This is a genomic window from Pseudomonas sp. 05L36 (assembly GCF_056398125.1).
The window spans coordinates 44,174-61,768 of sequence record NZ_JBFTOU010000015.1 but is presented as its reverse complement, the minus strand read 5'-3'; the positions used below and the strand labels follow the sequence as shown (position 1 = coordinate 61,768).

Annotated in this window: 12 protein-coding genes; 11 read left to right on the top strand and 1 reads right to left on the bottom strand. The window is 59.5% G+C overall.

Annotation, left to right across the window (positions count from 1 at the left end):
- The first annotated feature begins 75 nt into the window (after positions 1-75).
- Complete coding sequence (locus tag AC1DKH_RS16945; protein WP_477798719.1) at positions 76-4,818, top strand: RHS repeat-associated core domain-containing protein; 4,743 nt, start codon at positions 76-78, stop codon at positions 4,816-4,818.
- A gap of 31 nt (positions 4,819-4,849) precedes the next feature.
- Here AC1DKH_RS16945 and queG read toward each other — a convergent pair whose 3' ends face one another.
- Positions 4,850-5,920 carry a tRNA epoxyqueuosine(34) reductase QueG gene (gene queG, locus AC1DKH_RS16940; protein ID WP_477798718.1) on the bottom strand — a complete coding sequence of 357 codons (1,071 nt, stop codon included), beginning with the start codon at positions 5,918-5,920 and terminating at the stop codon, positions 4,850-4,852.
- A gap of 63 nt (positions 5,921-5,983) precedes the next feature.
- Between queG and AC1DKH_RS16935 the strand changes: the two genes are divergently transcribed.
- The 10 genes from AC1DKH_RS16935 to AC1DKH_RS16890 all read left to right on the top strand — a co-directional run bounded on the left by AC1DKH_RS16935 (position 5,984) and on the right by AC1DKH_RS16890 (position 17,556).
- A complete protein-coding gene (locus AC1DKH_RS16935; RefSeq protein WP_477798717.1) occupies positions 5,984-7,483 on the top strand; it encodes an NAD(P)H-hydrate dehydratase in 1,500 nt (499 codons plus the stop codon).
- Positions 7,471-7,941 (top strand): tRNA (adenosine(37)-N6)-threonylcarbamoyltransferase complex ATPase subunit type 1 TsaE, encoded by a 471-nt coding sequence (gene tsaE / locus AC1DKH_RS16930; protein WP_008016901.1) that lies wholly within the window; start codon positions 7,471-7,473, stop codon positions 7,939-7,941. Before AC1DKH_RS16935 ends, tsaE begins: the two co-directional genes overlap by 13 nt.
- Complete coding sequence (locus AC1DKH_RS16925) at positions 7,942-9,372, top strand: N-acetylmuramoyl-L-alanine amidase (RefSeq protein ID WP_477754993.1); 1,431 nt, start codon at positions 7,942-7,944, stop codon at positions 9,370-9,372.
- On the top strand, positions 9,369-11,279 hold the full coding sequence (mutL, locus tag AC1DKH_RS16920; protein WP_477798716.1) for a DNA mismatch repair endonuclease MutL: 1,911 nt from the start codon (positions 9,369-9,371) through the stop codon (positions 11,277-11,279). Before AC1DKH_RS16925 ends, mutL begins: the two co-directional genes overlap by 4 nt.
- Entirely contained in the window at positions 11,279-12,250 is a 972-nt protein-coding gene (gene miaA, locus AC1DKH_RS16915) for a tRNA (adenosine(37)-N6)-dimethylallyltransferase MiaA (protein WP_477798715.1), read from the top strand. The genes mutL and miaA overlap by 1 nt, the downstream gene beginning before the upstream one ends.
- A 92-nt stretch (positions 12,251-12,342) precedes the next feature.
- The gene (gene hfq, locus AC1DKH_RS16910; RefSeq protein ID WP_007902656.1) at positions 12,343-12,603 is read left to right on the top strand and encodes an RNA chaperone Hfq; all 261 of its coding nucleotides are present in this window, start codon (positions 12,343-12,345) and stop codon (positions 12,601-12,603) included.
- Positions 12,604-12,615: 12 nt separating this feature from the next.
- The gene (gene hflX, locus AC1DKH_RS16905) at positions 12,616-13,917 is read left to right on the top strand and encodes a ribosome rescue GTPase HflX (protein WP_046039823.1); all 1,302 of its coding nucleotides are present in this window, start codon (positions 12,616-12,618) and stop codon (positions 13,915-13,917) included.
- 96 nt (positions 13,918-14,013) lie between these two features.
- Entirely contained in the window at positions 14,014-15,189 is a 1,176-nt protein-coding gene (gene hflK / locus AC1DKH_RS16900; protein ID WP_477753167.1) for an FtsH protease activity modulator HflK, read from the top strand.
- Positions 15,189-16,058 (top strand): protease modulator HflC, encoded by an 870-nt coding sequence (hflC, locus tag AC1DKH_RS16895; protein WP_007973264.1) that lies wholly within the window; start codon positions 15,189-15,191, stop codon positions 16,056-16,058. The genes hflK and hflC overlap by 1 nt, the downstream gene beginning before the upstream one ends.
- 310 nt (positions 16,059-16,368) lie before the next feature.
- Complete coding sequence (locus tag AC1DKH_RS16890; protein ID WP_477753168.1) at positions 16,369-17,556, top strand: ATP phosphoribosyltransferase regulatory subunit; 1,188 nt, start codon at positions 16,369-16,371, stop codon at positions 17,554-17,556.
- The last annotated feature ends 39 nt before the right edge of the window (positions 17,557-17,595 follow it).

Genomic DNA, 17,595 nt, shown 5'->3' with positions numbered 1-17,595 from the left:
GCGCAGATTTTCATTGGAAGTCTGCGCGCCTGTTTGTCATCAGGGTGCTTCGTTATCAATACGAGTGGAGGCCAAATGGCTGCCAGGAATTCGCTGCATATTTATTCAAATGCATTTAATTTTCAGGGTTTTATTTCGGGTGGAGTTGATCCTCGTACCGGGATTTATACATGCGCTTTAACAGTCGGTGAGATCAAGTCCGGGGGGTTGAACGGTCCTTCCTTGCCTATCAATTTGTATTTCAATCCGCTCAATGACATTGATATAGGCTTTGGGGCCGGGTGGTCGCTTGCACTGACCCGCTTTGACGCTTCGACTGAGATCTTGACGCTGTCCAGCGGTGAAACGTACAAGGCCAACGTATCGGCTACAGGTCTGACTTTCGATGAGCTGAAACTTGAAACCTTCAAAGCCAGTCGGCCATCACCCAACCGCTATGACGTCGTGCATAAAAGTGGTTTGCGTGAAGAGTTGGAAGTCTACAGTGCTAGCGAAGTCGCCGTTCCAAAACGAATAGTGGCGGCAAATGGCACAAGCATCAAGCTCAACTACAGCGCGATCAACGATCAGCCAGTTCTCAAGGATGTTAGCGATGATCAGCGAATTTTGCTGAGTGTTACACGCACCCCGGGAGCCGTCACTTTTACTCAATATCCAAATACTCCGTGCGAGGCGAAGTTTATCCTGACGCTCATAAACGACAGGGTTGCATCCATAGGGTTGCCTACCGGTGGATTCTGGAACCTGACGTATGAGGTTTTTGGCGGTCGCAGTTATTTGACGCAAGTCGATTCACCGTTGGGCGCACGCGAGTTCATCGGTTACCAGCAAGCAGGGCATCGATTCCCGCGAGGGGCCCCTCTGCGATCCATTCCATTCGTCAATTCGCGTACTGTATTCCCTAGGCACGACCAGCCAGCCTCAACCACGAACTATGAGTTTTCCGACGAGAATTTTCTGGGGTTCAATGCCGAAGGCATCAAGTGGTCAGCGGAGGGCGACAATCTCTATCAAGCTGCGGGCGACTATTCCTATACATCGACCGAGCGCGTGATGCTGGAGGGTAAAACTCATAGTTTTACGGTACGTACTTACAATAAGTACCATTTGCAGGTGTCGGAAGTGACGACCTGTAAAAAGATGGTGACCTCACACTTGATTGAGTACCACTTGGACCCGCGCAAGGATTTCGCGGAACAACCGGCACAGTTCCGATTGCCAAAAATCCAGACAGTACGTTACACGAACCTTGAGACGAAGCAGTCGCGGGATGAGGTGCAGCGCACCGAGTTTGACGTTTTTGGCAACCTGCTTAAACAGGTCGACTCGAACGGTGTAACGACGGACTCCGAGTTCTACCCGGCATCGGGTGCTGAGGGTTGTCCGGCGGATCCTTTGGGATTCGTGCGATTCGAAAAGCAACGAACGGTGTCCCCGACTAAGGGGATCGCGGCGGCCGCAACGACCGTCACTCGCTATCGCTATCAGTTGCAACAAGGGGTGAGCGGCGCAACGGTACAAAACGTGGTTCCCGTGCGGGAGCAATTGTTTGAGCTTGTAAAGAACAACGAAACCTTGCGCTCACAAACCGGCCTGCTTTATTTCGAGCGCCCCGACGACCCACGACTCCATGGTCTGCTGCAAAAGCAAACCGTCACCTGCAATTGCAAGTCGACTCACTCCGGGTTCCAGTACAGCCACAGCGATACTAGCCGCACGGTGCGGACCACGTTGACTGGGTTTGACGGCACTCGCGCTACGGCAACCAGGATCTATTCGCTACTCAATGGTGCGAAATTGTCCGAGCAGAACGAAGACGAAGGAACGGTGATCTTCGAGTACGATGCGCTTGGCCGGATGGTGAGTGAGACAATCGCTCCGGGTACGGCGTTCGAAGCCAGGCGCAGCAACCGTTATCAATTGGCTGCCGGCAGTACTGTCCCCGCGACGAGGCTCAGCACCGACGTCAACGGCCAGCAACAACGAGTCACCTATGACGGCCTGGGTCGCACGATTCGCGTCGAAGAGCAGGACGCAGATGATCAGGCTGACGGGCCGTTGCGTACGGTTTATTCGGCGCAATACAACGCGGTGGGGCAACTCGTCGAAGAGACTGCGACTGATTGGTTGCAAGGCGCACCACTGGTACTCAAAACCGCCTTTGTCTTCGATGACTGGGGTCAGGTAAAGACCACGCTGCATACCGATGGGCGCAAAGAACACGTTGAGTATGACCCTGTGACCTTGCGTGAAACGAGTTGGCAGGAAGGCATGGGCAAGACTGTCACGGCCTACAAGAATTTCGGCAAGCCCGAAAGCATCGAACTGTTTGACCTCAAGGGTGGGAGCCTGGGCAAGACCCTTCACGAATATGACGGACTCGGGCGGGGCGTCAGTCAGACTGATCCGTCCGGCAACAAAACGCTCTACCAGTACGACGTATTCAATCGACTTCGGCGTAGCGTTTTGCCGGATGGCAATATAGTGGAAACCGAGTATGCGCCCCAGAGCCATGGCCAATTACCCGTCGAGGTGACAGTCGCGGGGCGTAGCCTGGGCCAGCAGACCTTTGACGGGCTCGGACGGTTGACCCAGTCCAAGGTCGGTGGGCGGGTGGCCACGGCAGGGTTCGAGGGCGGTTTCAGTAAACCGGCCTGGGAGCTGGCATCGGGCGGCGAGAGGGTTGAATACCTCTATGAGCGCAACCTCGGTGGGCAAGTGACACAACGCAAAGCCAGCGATTTACTTGCCAGCTATACCTATCACCCCAAGCTTGGTCTTCCGACGATGTGTACCGAGCAAGGACGCGAGAGCCGTTTCGAGTACTACCCTTCCGGGCGACTCAAACGTGAAGTCTCGATCGTGGGTGCGAAGCAGGAGAAGGCATTTTATACCTATTCCTTGGGCGGACGCCCCTTGACCTGCACCGATGTGATCGGGAACCGACACGCGACCACTTACGATGAGTTCGGACGCCCTAAATCGTTTGAACACCATGCGCTCAAGGCGGCATTCACTTACAACGCGCTCGGCCAATTGACGAGGGTCAACGCACAGGATAAGACGGGTACCCGTTCGCTGGTAACCGACCTTGCATACGACGATCTGGGGCGAGAGATATCGCGCAGTTTCGAGGTCAGCGGGTCGGGTACCCACACACTGACCTCTAGTTACACTCCGGCCAGCAAGCTGGCGCAAAGGACCTTGAAAAACGGCAATGTGGTCTTGCGTGACGAGCGCTTCAGCTATGACAAACGCGGGCGATTGAGCCAGTACAGCAGCATTGGTACGCACCGGCCCCGAGATCCGTACGGCAAAGAGATCGTCAAGCAAACCTATGTGTTCGACGCGATAGACAACATCGTCACGCTGGAAACCGAATTTCCCGGCGGTAAAAACCTCGCTTCCTACAATTACAGTCCCTGCGATCCCACTCAATTGATCGGCATTCAGCACAGTCACAAGGATTACCCGGCACCGGTGGTGCTGCGGTACGACGCCAACGGAAAGTTAATCGAGGATGAACAGGCCCGCATACTGACGTACGACGCACTGGGGCGCCTGACTCAAGTGGCCAGCGCCGTCGGAGCGGTGGTGCGTGGTTATCACTATGATGCGCAGGATCGTCTGGTCGAGTTGTCGCAGCCGGCCGGCCCGGCAACCCAGCGTTATTATCGCGAAGGGCGAGTGATCAACGAAGTGCGTGGCCAGGACAAGCGCACCTGTTTGCGCAACGCTGATGTTGTATTGGGGCAGAACCGGCAGGGGCAGGGTGCCGGGACTGGACTTCTGGGTACTGATCAACAATGCAATGTGTTGACTGAAGTGACGGGGGCGCAGCGTCGGGACTTCGCCTATAGCCCATACGGGCATCGTCCGGCGGAAGGCGGGCTGTTCAGCGTGCTGGGATTCAGCGGCGAGCAACTCGATCCGTTGACGGGGTTGTATCTGCTGGGCAATGGCTATCGGGCTTACAGCCCTGCGCTGATGCGCTTCCTCAGCCCGGATAGCATGAGCCCGTTCGGTGCGGGCGGGTTGAATCCCTATGCCTATTGCGGTGGCGATCCGATCAATCGGGTCGACCCCACCGGGCACTTCTGGAAGGCCTTGTTGGGGATCGCCCTGTCGATTGCCGGGTTTGCCCTGAGCGTCGTGACGATGGGAGCGGCGACGCCATTGGCGGTTATCGGCCTGACGCTGGCGGTGTCCTCTGCGACGTTGGGAATTGCCGGCATCATCGTCGATGAAGTAGCTCCGGAATCGGGTGTCGGAGAAATCCTCGGCTGGGCGAGCCTGGCTACCGGTGTGCTGTCGGCAGGCGCCGGGTTGGGAGCCCTTGGCAAAAGTGCTGTTCAGTGGGGGAATAAAATGGTGAATGCCTTTAAACCAGGCTTGAGCGGAGGCTCCAGGGAGGCAGGCAAGTCCATGGCGAGAGGCATGAACGGAGGTAGTTCGAGGGCTGGGTCATCAGTGGTAAAAGGCAAAGGTGCGAAAGCCGCGGCCAAGGCAGCAAAGGCTGGCGAAAAAACGGATGATGCCCCCAAGAAGTGGACCCTTAAAGAGCCAAAGGAGAAGAATATCAAGTCGGACTTGAGCCAAAGCTCGATGGACCAATATGAAGTATTCAAAGACAGCATTGCCAATGAGGGACTCTCTCCGGTGGAGGCATCCAGGAGAATGGGGGACCCCAAGTACACGCTGCTTGAGAAAAAGCTGAGCCGATATGAAGTACGGATAGGGGCAAAGGATCGGGTGACCTTTCTGGTGGATGACACCGATCGCATGGTTGAAATATTGCAAGTAGGTGGTCACACCTGAATTTCACTGATACTCCCGGTTGTCGGCTGACTCAGTTCAGGCGATCGGCGTGCTGCTTCAGCGCCCACTCCACATGCTCTCTTACGAGCTCCGACGGATGTTCCCGTCGCGCCTTCAGCGCTTCCAGCACCGGAATCGTTGAAGGCGCATTTCCCAGCCCTACCGCCAGATTGCGCAACCAGTTTTCGTAACCGGTCCGGCGCAGCGGCGAGCCTTCGGTGCTGCTGAGAAACTTCTCTTCATCCCACATGAACAGTTCTGCCAGCCCGGCGTTGTCCAGATTGTGCCGCGGCTTGAAGTCGCTTTCACCGGACGGACGGGCGAAGCGGTTCCACGGGCAGACAATCTGGCAATCATCGCAACCGAACACCCGATTGCCGATCAGCGGCCGCAGGTCCTCAGGGATGGCGCCTTTGAGTTCGATGGTCAGGTAGGAAATGCAGCGTCGGGCATCCAGCACATAGGGGCCGACGAAGGCGTTGGTCGGGCAGATGTCGAGGCAGGCGCTGCACCGCCCGCAGTGTTCGGTGGCGTGGGGCGGGTCTACCGGCAGCGGCAAGTCGACGAACAGTTCGGCGAGGAAGAAATAACTGCCTGCCTTGCGATTCAAGACCAGGGTATTTTTGCCGATCCATCCAAGCCCCGCCTGTTCGGCGATGGCTTTTTCCAGCACCGGCGCGCTGTCGACGAAGGCGCGATACCCAAACGGGCCGATCTCGGCCTGAATTTTTTCCGCCAGTTGTTGCACGCGTTTGCGGATCAGCTTGTGGTAATCGCGACCCAGGGCATAACGGGAGACGTAGGCTTTTTCCGGTTTGGCCAACACTTTCGCCATTTGGGTGTCGCCGGCCAGGTAGTCCATGCGCAGCGAAACCACGCGCAAAGTGCCCGGCACCAGCTCTTCGGGGTGCGAGCGTTTGCTGCCGTGGGCGCCCATGTAGTCCATTTCGCCGTGGTAGCCGGCTTCGAGCCAGCGTTCCAGGTGCTGCTCATGCTCGGCCAGGTCGAGGCCGCTGATGCCGACTTGCTGGAAGCCCAGCTCGCGGCCCCAGTCCTTGATGGATTGGGCGAGGGTGGGCAGGTCTGTGGTAATAGCGGGCATGAGACGAGAGAAACCGGAGCTGAGGTGCGTATAATTCTGCCAGACATCGGAGCCCGAAGACGCATGCCGCACACTAAAGATGAATTACCCGACGCGCTGTATAGCGCCGCCCAGGTGCGAGCACTCGACGCGAGCCTGATCGCCGCCGGCGCAGCGGGCTTCGAATTGATGCAGCGCGCGGCGCGGGCGACGTGGCGGGCGCTGGTGCGGCAATGGCCGACAGCGAGCGAATTGAGTGTGCTGGCCGGTCATGGCAACAATGCCGGGGACGGGTATCTGGTGGCTGTGTTGGCCCAGCGTGCCGGTTGGTCGGTGCGGGTGCTGGCGGTGGGGGATCCGCAGCGCTTGCAGGGTGATGCGGCGTTGGCCCATGCCGAGGCGGTGTCTGAAAACGTGCTCATCGAGCCCTGGACGGCACAATCCGGATTGCGCGGTATTGTGCTGGATGCTTTGCTTGGTACCGGCCTGAGCGGCGATGTGCGTGAGCCGTATGCCAGCGCCATCGGCGCGATCAATGCCAGCGGACTGCCGGTTGCGGCAGTGGATATTCCGTCAGGGTTGTGCACTGATACGGGCCGCATCCTTGGTCATGCCGTGCATGCCGACCTGACGGTCACGTTCATTGGCTTGAAGGTGGGGTTGTTCACCGGTGATGCGGCGGATGTGGTCGGCGAACTGGTGTTCAATGACTTGCACGCCGATTCGCAGTTGATTGGTGGCGCGGCGTTCACCGCTCGTCGTCTGACGGCCGCTAACCTTCCGCGTCCAGCGCCCCGGACCCCGACCTCCCATAAAGGCCGATTCGGCCATGTGCTGCTGATCGGTGGTGATCGCGGGTTGGGTGGCGCGATTCTGCTGAGCGCGCAAAGTGCGCTGCGCAGCGGGGCGGGCATGGTGTCGGTGGCGACCCGTAGCGAACACGTGTCCGCCGCGCTGGCGCGGATCCCCGAGGCGATGGTGCTGGGCACTTCGTCGGCCAATCAGTTGATGGTTTTGCTGCAAAAAGTTTCCGTGTTGGTTGTCGGTCCGGGGCTGGGGCAGGCGGGTTGGGGGCGCAGCTTGTTGTCGACCGCCGCCAACGCACCGCTGCCGCAAGTCTGGGACGCCGATGCGCTGAACCTGTTGGCCGAGGAGCGTGTGAGTTTGCCCAAGGATTGCGTGATCACCCCGCATCCGGGCGAGGCGGCGCGTTTGCTTGGAATGAGTACGCTACAGGTTCAAGCCGATCGACCGGCAGCGGCCCATGCATTGAGCAAAAAATATACAGCTGTCGTCGTCTTAAAAGGTGCCGGCAGCCTGATCGCCCATCCCGATGGGCGTCTGGCGCTGTGTCATCAGGGGCACCCGGCCATGGCCACCGCCGGTTTGGGCGATGTGTTGGCCGGGTTGATCGGCGCATTGCTGGCCCAGGGCATGGAGCCATTTGACGCAGCCTGCCTGGCGGTCTGGCTGCATGCCAATGCCGGCGAGCAACAAGGAAAATTCGGCCGTGGGCTGGCGGCCAGTGATCTGATTCCAGCCATTCGTCAGTTGTTGGAGGAGCAAGCACCGTGTCTGAAGTAACCCTGTACCTGGCTGATGAGCAGGCCATGAGCGACTTTGGTGCACGCATTGCCCGAATCACCCAAGGCCATGGCCTGATCTTCCTCGAGGGCAACCTGGGGATGGGCAAAACAACCTTGTCCCGAGGCATTATCCGTGGCCTGGGGCATGCCGGGGCAGTAAAAAGCCCGACGTTCACCCTGGTTGAACCCTACGAGATCGGCGATATTCGCGCCTTCCATTTCGATTTGTACCGTCTGGTCGATCCGGAGGAACTGGAGTTCCTCGGTATCCGCGACTACTTCGAAGACGACGCGCTGTGCCTGATCGAGTGGCCCGACAAAGGTGCAGGCTTTTTGCCAAAGCCCGACCTGACCATTACCATTAGCCCGCAAGACAGCGGGCGTTCGCTGAAAATTTTATCCCAGGGCTCGCGTGGCGAGGCCTGGTGTGCCGCTTTGGCATTGGAATCCAAATAGATGATGGGGTTAGGTATGCGCTTTCGCGCGTTGGTGGCTGCCGTAGGGGTGTTGTTTTTGGCGGTGACCGTCGACGCTGTGGCCGATTCGAAGGTCAACAGTGTTCGTCTGTGGCGGGCACCGGACAACACACGACTGGTGTTTGACCTGACCGGCCCGGTGCAACACAGCGTCTTTACCCTGACGGCTCCGGATCGCCTGGTCATCGACATCAATGGCGCGACCCTCGGTGCGCCGCTCAACGTCAACACCTCGAACACCCCGATTACCGCCATGCGCTCGGCTCAACGCACGCCGACCGACCTACGGGTGGTTATCGATCTGAAAAGGGCGGTAACGCCGAAGAGCTTCTCCCTGGCGCCGAACGCCCAGTATGGCAACCGGTTGGTGGTCGATCTGTTCGATAACGCCGCAGACGCCGCGCCTCCTCCAGCGCCGACACCGTCGGTCGCCACGGTGCCCGCCGTGCCGGTCACACCTGCGGAACCGGCGATCAAGTTGCCACCGGCCCCGGCCGGCAAGCGCGATATCATTGTGGTGATCGACGCCGGTCACGGTGGCGAAGACCCGGGGGCTTCGGGTTCTCGCGGTCAGCGTGAAAAAGACGTAGTACTGGCCATCGCCCGTGAATTGCAACGGCAGGTCAACGGCATGAAAGGCTTCCGCGCCGAACTGACCCGTACCGGTGACTACTTCATTCCGTTGCGCGGCCGTACCGAAATTGCCCGCAAGAAAGGCGCCGACCTGTTCGTCTCGATTCATGCCGATGCAGCGCCTTCTGCCGCCGCTTTCGGTGCTTCGGTATTTGCCCTGTCTGATCGCGGCGCGACTTCGGAGACGGCCCGTTGGCTGGCCGACAGCGAAAACCGTTCCGACCTGATCGGTGGTGCCGGCAACGTCAGCCTCGATGACAAGGACCGCATGCTCGCTGGCGTGCTGCTCGACCTGTCGATGACCGCATCCCTGACGTCCAGCCTGAACGTTGGCCAGAAGGTGTTGAGCAACATTGGCCGGGTTACGCCCCTGCACAAGCAGCGGGTCGAGCAGGCCGGGTTCATGGTGCTGAAGTCGCCGGATATTCCGTCGATCCTGGTGGAAACCGGGTTTATCTCCAACGCTGACGAAGCCTCGAAGCTTGCTGCGTCCAGCCACCAGCAGGCGCTGGCGCGTTCGATCAGCAGCGGCGTGCGCCAGTTCTTCCAGCAGAACCCGCCGCCGGGCACTTACATTGCCTGGCTGCGCGACTCCGGCAAGATTGTGCAAGGTCCACGTGACCACCGCGTCAACCCGGGCGAGACCCTGGCGATGATCGCCGTGCGCTATCAAGTGTCGCCCGCCACCCTGCGCAGTGCCAACAACCTGTCGAGCGATGAGCTCAAGATCGGTCAGCACCTGACTATTCCGGGCACTGAACTGGCGGCCAAAGAATGAACCAAGTCGTGAACAACAGCGCTCGCATCGAGCTGCTCAGCCCGCGACTGGCGAACCAGATTGCGGCGGGTGAGGTGGTCGAACGCCCGGCTTCGGTGATCAAGGAGTTGCTGGAAAACAGCCTCGACTCCGGCGCCAAGCGTATCGATGTCGATGTGGAGCAGGGCGGCGTCAAATTGCTGCGGGTGCGCGACGATGGCAGCGGCATTTCCGCCGATGACCTGCCGCTGGCCCTGGCCCGTCACGCCACCAGCAAAATCCGCAACCTGGAAGACCTCGAGCAGGTCATGAGCCTGGGGTTTCGCGGTGAGGCTCTGGCATCGATCAGCTCCGTGGCGCGCCTGACCCTGACCTCGCGCACCCGCGACGCCGATCAGGCCTGGCAGGTCGAGACCGAAGGCCGGGACATGGCGCCTCGCGTGCAGCCCGCGGCCCATCCGGTGGGCACATCGGTTGAAGTGCGCGACCTGTTCTTCAATACGCCGGCGCGGCGCAAATTTCTCAAGACTGAAAAAACCGAATTCGATCACCTGCAAGAAGTGATCAGGCGCCTGGCCCTGGCGCGCTTCGATGTGGCGTTCCATCTGCGCCACAACGGCAAGACCATCCTCAGCCTGCACGAGGCCCATGATGATGCGGCCCGTGCCCGGCGCGTGGCAGCGATCTGCGGGCCGGGCTTCCTGGAGCAGGCGCTGCCGATCGAGATCGAGCGCAACGGCCTGCATCTATGGGGTTGGGTCGGGCTGCCGACCTTCAACCGCAGCCAGGCCGACTTGCAGTATTTCTTCGTCAATGGCCGTGCCGTGCGCGACAAACTGGTGGCTCACGCGGTACGCCAGGCTTATCGCGACGTGCTGTTCAATGGTCGGCACCCGACCTTCGTGCTGTTTTTCGAAGTCGATCCGACCGGTGTGGACGTCAACGTGCACCCGACCAAGCACGAAGTGCGCTTCCGTGAGGGACGCATGGTTCACGATTTTCTCTATGGCACCTTGCACCGTGCCTTGGGCGATGTGCGACCGGACGATCATCTGGCGGCGCCAGTTGCCACGGCCATCGTCCGGCCTTCCGGTCTCGAAGCCGGTGAATTCGGGCCCCAGGGCGAAATGCGCCTGGCCGCCAATGCGCTGCTGGAACAGCCTCAGGCTCAGCCGTCGTTCAATACGCCGGCGGGTTCGGGAGCTGGCGCGGGTTATCAGTATCAATACACGCCGCGTCCGCAGTCCGGTGTGCCTGTCACCGAAGCGCAGGCCGCCTATCGCGAGTTCTTTGCGCCGCTGCCCGAGGCCAATGCCGTTGCGCTACCGGCCGGGCAGGACGACATCCCGCCGCTCGGTTATGCACTGGCACAACTCAAGGGCATCTACATTCTTTCGGAAAATGCCCAGGGCCTGGTGCTGGTGGACATGCATGCCGCCCACGAGCGGATCATGTATGAGCGTCTGAAGGTGGCGATGGCCAGCGAGGGTCTGAGCGGCCAGCCGTTGCTGGTACCGGAGTCCCTGGCCGTCAGTCAGCGTGAAGCCGATTGCGCCGAGGAACATGTCGCCTGGTTCCAGCGCCTGGGCTTTGAATTGCAACGCCTGGGCCCGGAAACCCTGGCGATCCGGCAGATTCCGGCGCTGCTCAAGCAGGCGGAAGCCAACCGGTTGGTCGCCGACGTCCTGGCCGACCTGATGGAGTTCGGCACCAGCGACCGCATTCAGGCGCACTTGAATGAGTTGCTCGGGACCATGGCCTGCCACGGTGCGGTTCGTGCAAATCGGCGTTTGGCCCTGCCGGAAATGAACGGTTTGCTGCGTGACATGGAAAGCACCGAGCGCAGCGGTCAATGCAACCATGGCCGACCGACCTGGACCCAGCTGGGCCTGGACGATCTGGACAAACTCTTCTTGCGCGGTCGTTGATGAGCCAGTTCCCACCTGCGATTTTCCTGATGGGCCCGACCGCCGCCGGCAAGACCGATCTGGCCATCGAACTCACCAAGGTCCTGCCGTGCGAGTTGATCAGCGTCGATTCGGCGCTGGTCTACCGTGGCATGGACATCGGCACCGCCAAGCCTTCCAAAGAGCTGCTGGCGCAATACCCGCATCGCCTGATCGATATTCTCGACCCGGCCGAGAGCTATTCGGCCGCGGATTTCCGCCGTGATGCCCTGGAAGCCATGGCCGATATCACCGCGCGCGGAAAAATTCCGCTGCTGGTGGGCGGCACCATGCTCTATTACAAGGCTTTGGTTGAAGGTCTGGCGGATATGCCGGCGGCCGATCCCGACGTCCGCGCGCAGATCGAAGAAGAGGCTGCACGCCTTGGCTGGCAAGCCTTGCACGACCAGTTGGCGGTCATTGATCCGGTTTCCGCGGCGCGGATTCATCCGAACGATCCCCAGCGATTGAGTCGAGCACTGGAAGTTTATCGTGTCAGCGGTCAGAGCATGACTGCCCTGCGTTTGCAACAAAGTGCGCAAAGTACTGAAGCAGCCGCTTCGGGACACCAACAATTGCCCTATACTGTCGCGAACTTGGCCATTGCTCCGGCAAATCGTCAGGTACTACACGAGCGAATTAAACAAAGATTCACTTTAATGTTGGAACAGGGATTCATTGACGAGGTCGTAGCCCTGCGTAATAGAGGTGACCTGCATGCCGGGATGCCGTCTATACGTGCAGTAGGCTACCGCCAAGTCTGGGACTACCTGGATGGCAAGCTGACGTCAGCCGAGATGCAGGAGCGTGGAATCATTGCCACGCGCCAATTGGCGAAACGCCAGTTCACCTGGCTGCGCAGTTGGACTGATCTGCATTGGCTGGACAGTCTGGATTGCGACAATCTGCCGCGCGCCTTGAAATACCTGGGGACCGTCTCCATATTGAGCTGAGTCCTTGCAATTGCCGTCTATCCTTGGGGGTGTGACGGCCAAAGCCATCTGTTTACCTATTTTTATATTGAATCCTTAAAGGAGTGCGGCACATGTCAAAAGGGCATTCGCTACAAGACCCTTACTTGAATACGTTACGTAAAGAGAAAGTTGGGGTGTCCATCTACCTGGTCAACGGTATCAAACTGCAAGGCACGATCGAGTCTTTCGACCAGTTCGTTATCCTGCTGAAAAACACCGTCAGCCAAATGGTCTACAAACACGCTATCTCTACAGTGGTGCCGGTTCGTCCAATTCGTCTGCCTAGCGCAACCGAATCCGAAGCAGGTGACGCTGAGCCAGGTAACGCCTGATAGGAGTCTCCTTTGTTCTTTGAGCGCCACGGTGGTGGTGAGCGAGTAATCCTCGTTCACTTGGATGGACAGGACCCTGAGGCGCGCGAAGATCCGCAGGAGTTTCAGGAATTGGCTAACTCGGCGGGTGCCGAGACCGTCGCGTTTTTTAACGTGCCGCGTCATCGGCCAACCGCCAAGACCCTGATTGGCAGTGGCAAGGTCGAGGAACTGCGCGACCTGGTCAAAGCCGAACAGGCCGATCTGGTGATTTTCAATCACATCCTCACACCCAGTCAGGAACGTAACCTCGAACGTGTTTTCGAGTGTCGCGTGATCGACCGTACCGGTCTGATTCTCGATATTTTCGCCCAGCGCGCCCGTACCCATGAAGGCAAGCTCCAGGTCGAACTGGCCCAGCTTGACCACATGAGCACCCGGCTGGTTCGTGGCTGGACTCACCTTGAGCGCCAGGGTGGCGGTATCGGTATGCGTGGCCCGGGTGAAACCCAGCTGGAAACCGACCGCCGTTTGCTGCGGGTTCGCCTGCGGCAGATCAAGGGTCGGCTGGAGAAAGTGCGCAGCCAGCGAGAACAGTCGCGCCGTGGCCGATCGCGTGCGGATATTCCTACCGTGTCTCTGGTGGGGTACACCAACGCCGGTAAATCCACGCTCTTCAATAACGTGACGAAATCCGACGTCTACGCAGCTGACCAATTGTTTGCCACGCTGGACCCGACCCTGCGTCGTCTGGATATAGACGATCTGGGGCCGATTGTCCTGGCGGACACTGTGGGTTTCATTCGCCACTTGCCCCACAAGCTGGTCGAAGCATTTCGGTCTACCCTCGAAGAGTCGAGCAACTCCGATCTGTTGTTGCACGTGATCGATGCGGCCGAACCAGATCGCATGTTGCAGATCGAGCAGGTAATGGTGGTGCTCGGCGAGATTGGTGCTCAGGACTTGCCGATCCTCGAGGTCTATAACAAACTCGATTTGCTTGAAGGCGTTGAGCCACAAATCCAGCGCGACGAAAACGGCAAGCCCCAACGGGTCTGGCTGTCGGCGCGTGATGGCAGTGGTCTGGAATTGCTTGAGCAAGCCATTGCCGAGTTACTGGGCAGTGAATTGTTTGTCGGTACCTTGCGCTTGCCGCAACGATTCGCTCGACTGCGTGCGCAGTTCTTCGAACTCGGTGCGGTGCAGAAAGAAGAACACGACGAAGAAGGCATCAGTTTGCTGGCCGTTCGTTTGCCCCGGGTCGAGTTGAATCGACTGGTAAGCCGCGAGGGATTGCAGCCGATGGAGTTCATCGAGCAACACACTTTGCAATAAAAGCCTGGGAAAGCGGTTGTGCCGTGGTGACAGGCATTCTGTAGCATTGGTCGGCGCGCCGTGGGTGCGTCTTTGCTTTATCAGATGGAGAGCGCTATGGCTTGGAATGAGCCGGGTGGCAACTCGAATAATCAGGATCCTTGGGGTGGCAAGCGTCGTAACAACGGCGACCGCAAGGGGCCACCGGATCTCGACGAGGCCTTCCGAAAGCTGCAGGAAAGCCTGAACGGTTTGTTCGGTGGCGGTAAGAAACGTGGTGGCGACGACGGCGGTGGTCCGGGCAAGAGTGGCGGCTTTGGCGGCCTGCTCGGTATCGGTCTGGTCGTGTTGGCCGCCGTTTGGCTGTACAGCGCGGTCTATGTTGTCGACGAGCAGGAGCAGGCAGTGGTGCTGCGCTTCGGCAAGTACTACGAAACCGTGGGTCCGGGCCTGAACATCTACTTCCCGCCGATCGACAAGAAGTACATGGAAAACGTCACGCGTGAGCGTGCCTACACCAAGCAGGGCCAGATGCTGACTGAAGACGAGAACATCGTCGAAGTGCCGCTGACCGTGCAATACAAGATCAGCAACCTGCAGGACTTCGTGCTGAGCGTCGATCAGCCGGAAATCAGCCTGCAGCACGCGACCGACAGCGCCTTGCGCCATGTGGTGGGTTCCACCGCGATGGACCAGGTCCTGACCGAAGGTCGTGAGTTGATGGCCAGCGAGATCAAGGAGCGTCTGCAACGCTTCATGGACACCTACCGCACCGGTATCACCGTTACCCAGGTCAACGTTCAGAGCGCAGCGGCACCGCGCGAAGTCCAGGAAGCCTTCGATGACGTGATCCGTGCCCGGGAAGACGAGCAGCGTTCGCGCAACCAGGCCGAAACCTATGCCAACGGCGTCGTGCCGGAAGCCCGTGGTCAGGCCCAGCGCATCCTCGAGGATGCCAATGGTTACCGAGATGAAACCGTCTCGCGCGCCAAGGGTGAGGCCGATCGCTTCACCAAACTGGTCGCCGAGTACCGCAAGGCTCCTGAAGTCACCCGCCAGCGTCTGTACCTGGACACCATGCAGGAAGTCTTCAGCAACACCAGCAAGGTTCTCGTGACCGGCAACAAGAACGGCCAGAGCAACCTGTTGTACCTGCCGCTGGACAAAATGGTCGAAAGTGGTCGCAATACCAGCACTCCAATGAGCGGTGCGGCAGCCACCAGCAATGAAGCGAATACGCGTGCGGCAGCAGATCTGCAGCAACAGCAAGCACGTACCAGGGAGAGTCGCTGATGAGCAATAAATCGCTGATCGCCCTTATTGTCGGCGTCGTCGTGGCGATCGCTGCCTGGAACTGCTTCTACATCGTGGCTCAGACCGAGCGTGCGGTGTTGCTGCAGTTCGGTCGCGTGGTCCAGACCGATGTTCAGCCAGGCCTGCATGTGAAAGTGCCTTACGTCAACCAGGTGCGTAAATTCGACGCACGCCTGATGACGCTGGATGCACCGACACAACGCTTCCTGACGCTGGAAAAGAAAGCCGTGATGGTCGATGCCTACGCCAAGTGGCGCGTGAAGGACGCAGAGCGTTACTACACCGCGACTTCCGGCCTCAAGCAGATCGCCGACGAACGTCTGTCCCGTCGTCTGGAATCGGGCCTGCGTGACCAGTTCGGTAAGCGCACCTTGCACGAAGTGGTGTCGGGTGAGCGTGATGCGCTGATGGCGGATATCACGGCTTCGCTGAACAAGATGGCCGAGAAAGAGCTGGGCATCGAAGTGGTCGATGTTCGGGTCAAGACCATCGACCTGCCGAAAGAAGTGAACCGCAGCGTGTTCGAACGTATGAGCACCGAGCGTGAGCGTGAAGCTCGCGAGCACCGCGCCAAGGGTAACGAACTGGCCGAAGGCATCCGTGCCGACGCCGATCGTCAACGCCGCGTGCTGCTGGCTGAAGCCTATCGTGAATCCGAAGAGGTTCGCGGTGACGGCGATGCCCAGGCCGCTGCGATCTATTCCAAGGCCTACGGTCAGGATCAGGAGTTCTACGCGTTCTATCGTAGCCTGCGCGCCTACCGTGAAAGCTTCGCGAACAAATCCGACGTCATGGTCCTCGACCCAAGCAGCGACTTCTTCCACTACCTGGAAAAAGCCAAGCCTTGATACGACGTTGACCTGAATCCTCCCGCCGGGCGGCTAAAACCTCTGGCGGGGTGATCCTTTGGGAAAACGTGTGTATGATGCGGCAGCCGGGAAATTCCCGGCTTTTTTGCGTCTGCATGTTTGATTGCTGTTTTTAAGCAGGTGCCGGGCCGATGGGCTCGACAGTTTTTCGAGGAAAGTGGTCAGCGAAGCCGGTAGAAGGGCTTTTCGCTCCGTCGCTCATGCGCGTGGTTTGCGCACAAGCCGATCATTTTCTGCTTCACTCAAGGATCGCCGACAGGCTGGTCGCCCGGATATAGGGGAAGGCGTAATGGCAACGGTAGACCGCTGGCTTCTGCCAGATGGCATCGAAGAAGTACTGCCACCGGAAGCTGCGCGTATTGAAGTCGCGCGCCGTCAGGTGTTGGATCTGTTCCAGAGCTGGGGTTACGAGTTTGTCGTGACTCCCCATATCGAGTACCTGGAATCCCTGCTGACCGGCGCGGGCCAGGACCTGGATCTGCGCACCTTCAAGGTCATCGACCCGCAATCGGGCCGGCAGATGGGTTTCCGTGCCGACATCACGCCGCAAGTGGCGCGCATCGATGCGCATACCCTGCGTCGTGAAGGCCCAAGCCGCCTGTGCTATGCCGGTAGCGTTCTGCACGCTCAGCCTCGTGCCCTGTCGTCCTCGCGCAGCCCGATTCAGCTGGGTGCCGAGTTGTACGGCGATGGCAGCCCAAGCAGCGACGTCGAAGTCATCAGCCTGATGCTCGCCATGCTGCAACTGGCCGATGTGCCGGATGTGCACATGGACCTCGGCCATGTCGGTATCTACCGTGGCCTGGCCCGCGCTGCCGGTTTGTCCGGTGAAGTCGAGCAACAGTTGTTCGATGCTTTGCAACGCAAGGCCATCGATGAGGTCATTACCTTGACCGAGGGCTTGCCTGCCGATCTGTCGGGCATGCTGCGGGCGTTGGTCGATCTGTGTGGCAATCGTGAAGTGCTGGCTGCGGCCCGCGAGCGCCTGGCCAAGGCTCCGGCCCCTGTTCTGGCAGCGCTGGACGACTTGCTGGCGATTGCCGAACGGCTGTCCGTGCGTTTCCCTGAGCTGCCGCTGTATTTCGACCTGGGCGAGTTGCGCGGTTACCACTACCACACCGGTGTGGTGTTCGCCGTGTTCGTACCGGGTGTTGGCCAGTCCATTGCCCAGGGCGGTCGTTACGACGACATCGGCGCCGACTTCGGTCGCGCCCGTCCGGCGACCGGTTTTTCCACCGATTTGAAAACCCTGGTGACCCTGGGGCGTGCTGAGATCGAGCTACCGTCTGGCGGTATCTGGATGCCTGACAGTACGGATGCAGCACTCTGGCAGCAGGTTTGCCAGTTGCGCAGTGAGGGTCAGCGTGTCGTTCAGGCCTTGCCTGGGCAGCCTTTGGCCGCCGCCCGTGAAGCGGACTGCGACCGGCAATTGATTCAGCAGAATGGGCTTTGGCAAGTTTCGCCACTGGCTTCTTGAGTTTTCCTGCCGGCCGCCGCCGGCACCAAGTTTGCGCGA

Coding starts and splice junctions, on each gene's coding strand:
- queG (WP_477798718.1), bottom strand. CDS start 5,920: ATGCCCGCTATTACCACAGACCTGCCCACCCTCGCCCAATCCATCAAG.
- miaA (WP_477798715.1), top strand. CDS start 11,279: ATGAGCCAGTTCCCACCTGCGATTTTCCTGATGGGCCCGACCGCCGCC.
- AC1DKH_RS16890 (WP_477753168.1), top strand. CDS start 16,369: ATGGCAACGGTAGACCGCTGGCTTCTGCCAGATGGCATCGAAGAAGTA.
- mutL (WP_477798716.1), top strand. CDS start 9,369: ATGAACCAAGTCGTGAACAACAGCGCTCGCATCGAGCTGCTCAGCCCG.
- AC1DKH_RS16945 (WP_477798719.1), top strand. CDS start 76: ATGGCTGCCAGGAATTCGCTGCATATTTATTCAAATGCATTTAATTTT.
- AC1DKH_RS16935 (WP_477798717.1), top strand. CDS start 5,984: ATGCCGCACACTAAAGATGAATTACCCGACGCGCTGTATAGCGCCGCC.
- hflK (WP_477753167.1), top strand. CDS start 14,014: ATGGCTTGGAATGAGCCGGGTGGCAACTCGAATAATCAGGATCCTTGG.
- hflC (WP_007973264.1), top strand. CDS start 15,189: ATGAGCAATAAATCGCTGATCGCCCTTATTGTCGGCGTCGTCGTGGCG.
- hfq (WP_007902656.1), top strand. CDS start 12,343: ATGTCAAAAGGGCATTCGCTACAAGACCCTTACTTGAATACGTTACGT.
- AC1DKH_RS16925 (WP_477754993.1), top strand. CDS start 7,942: ATGATGGGGTTAGGTATGCGCTTTCGCGCGTTGGTGGCTGCCGTAGGG.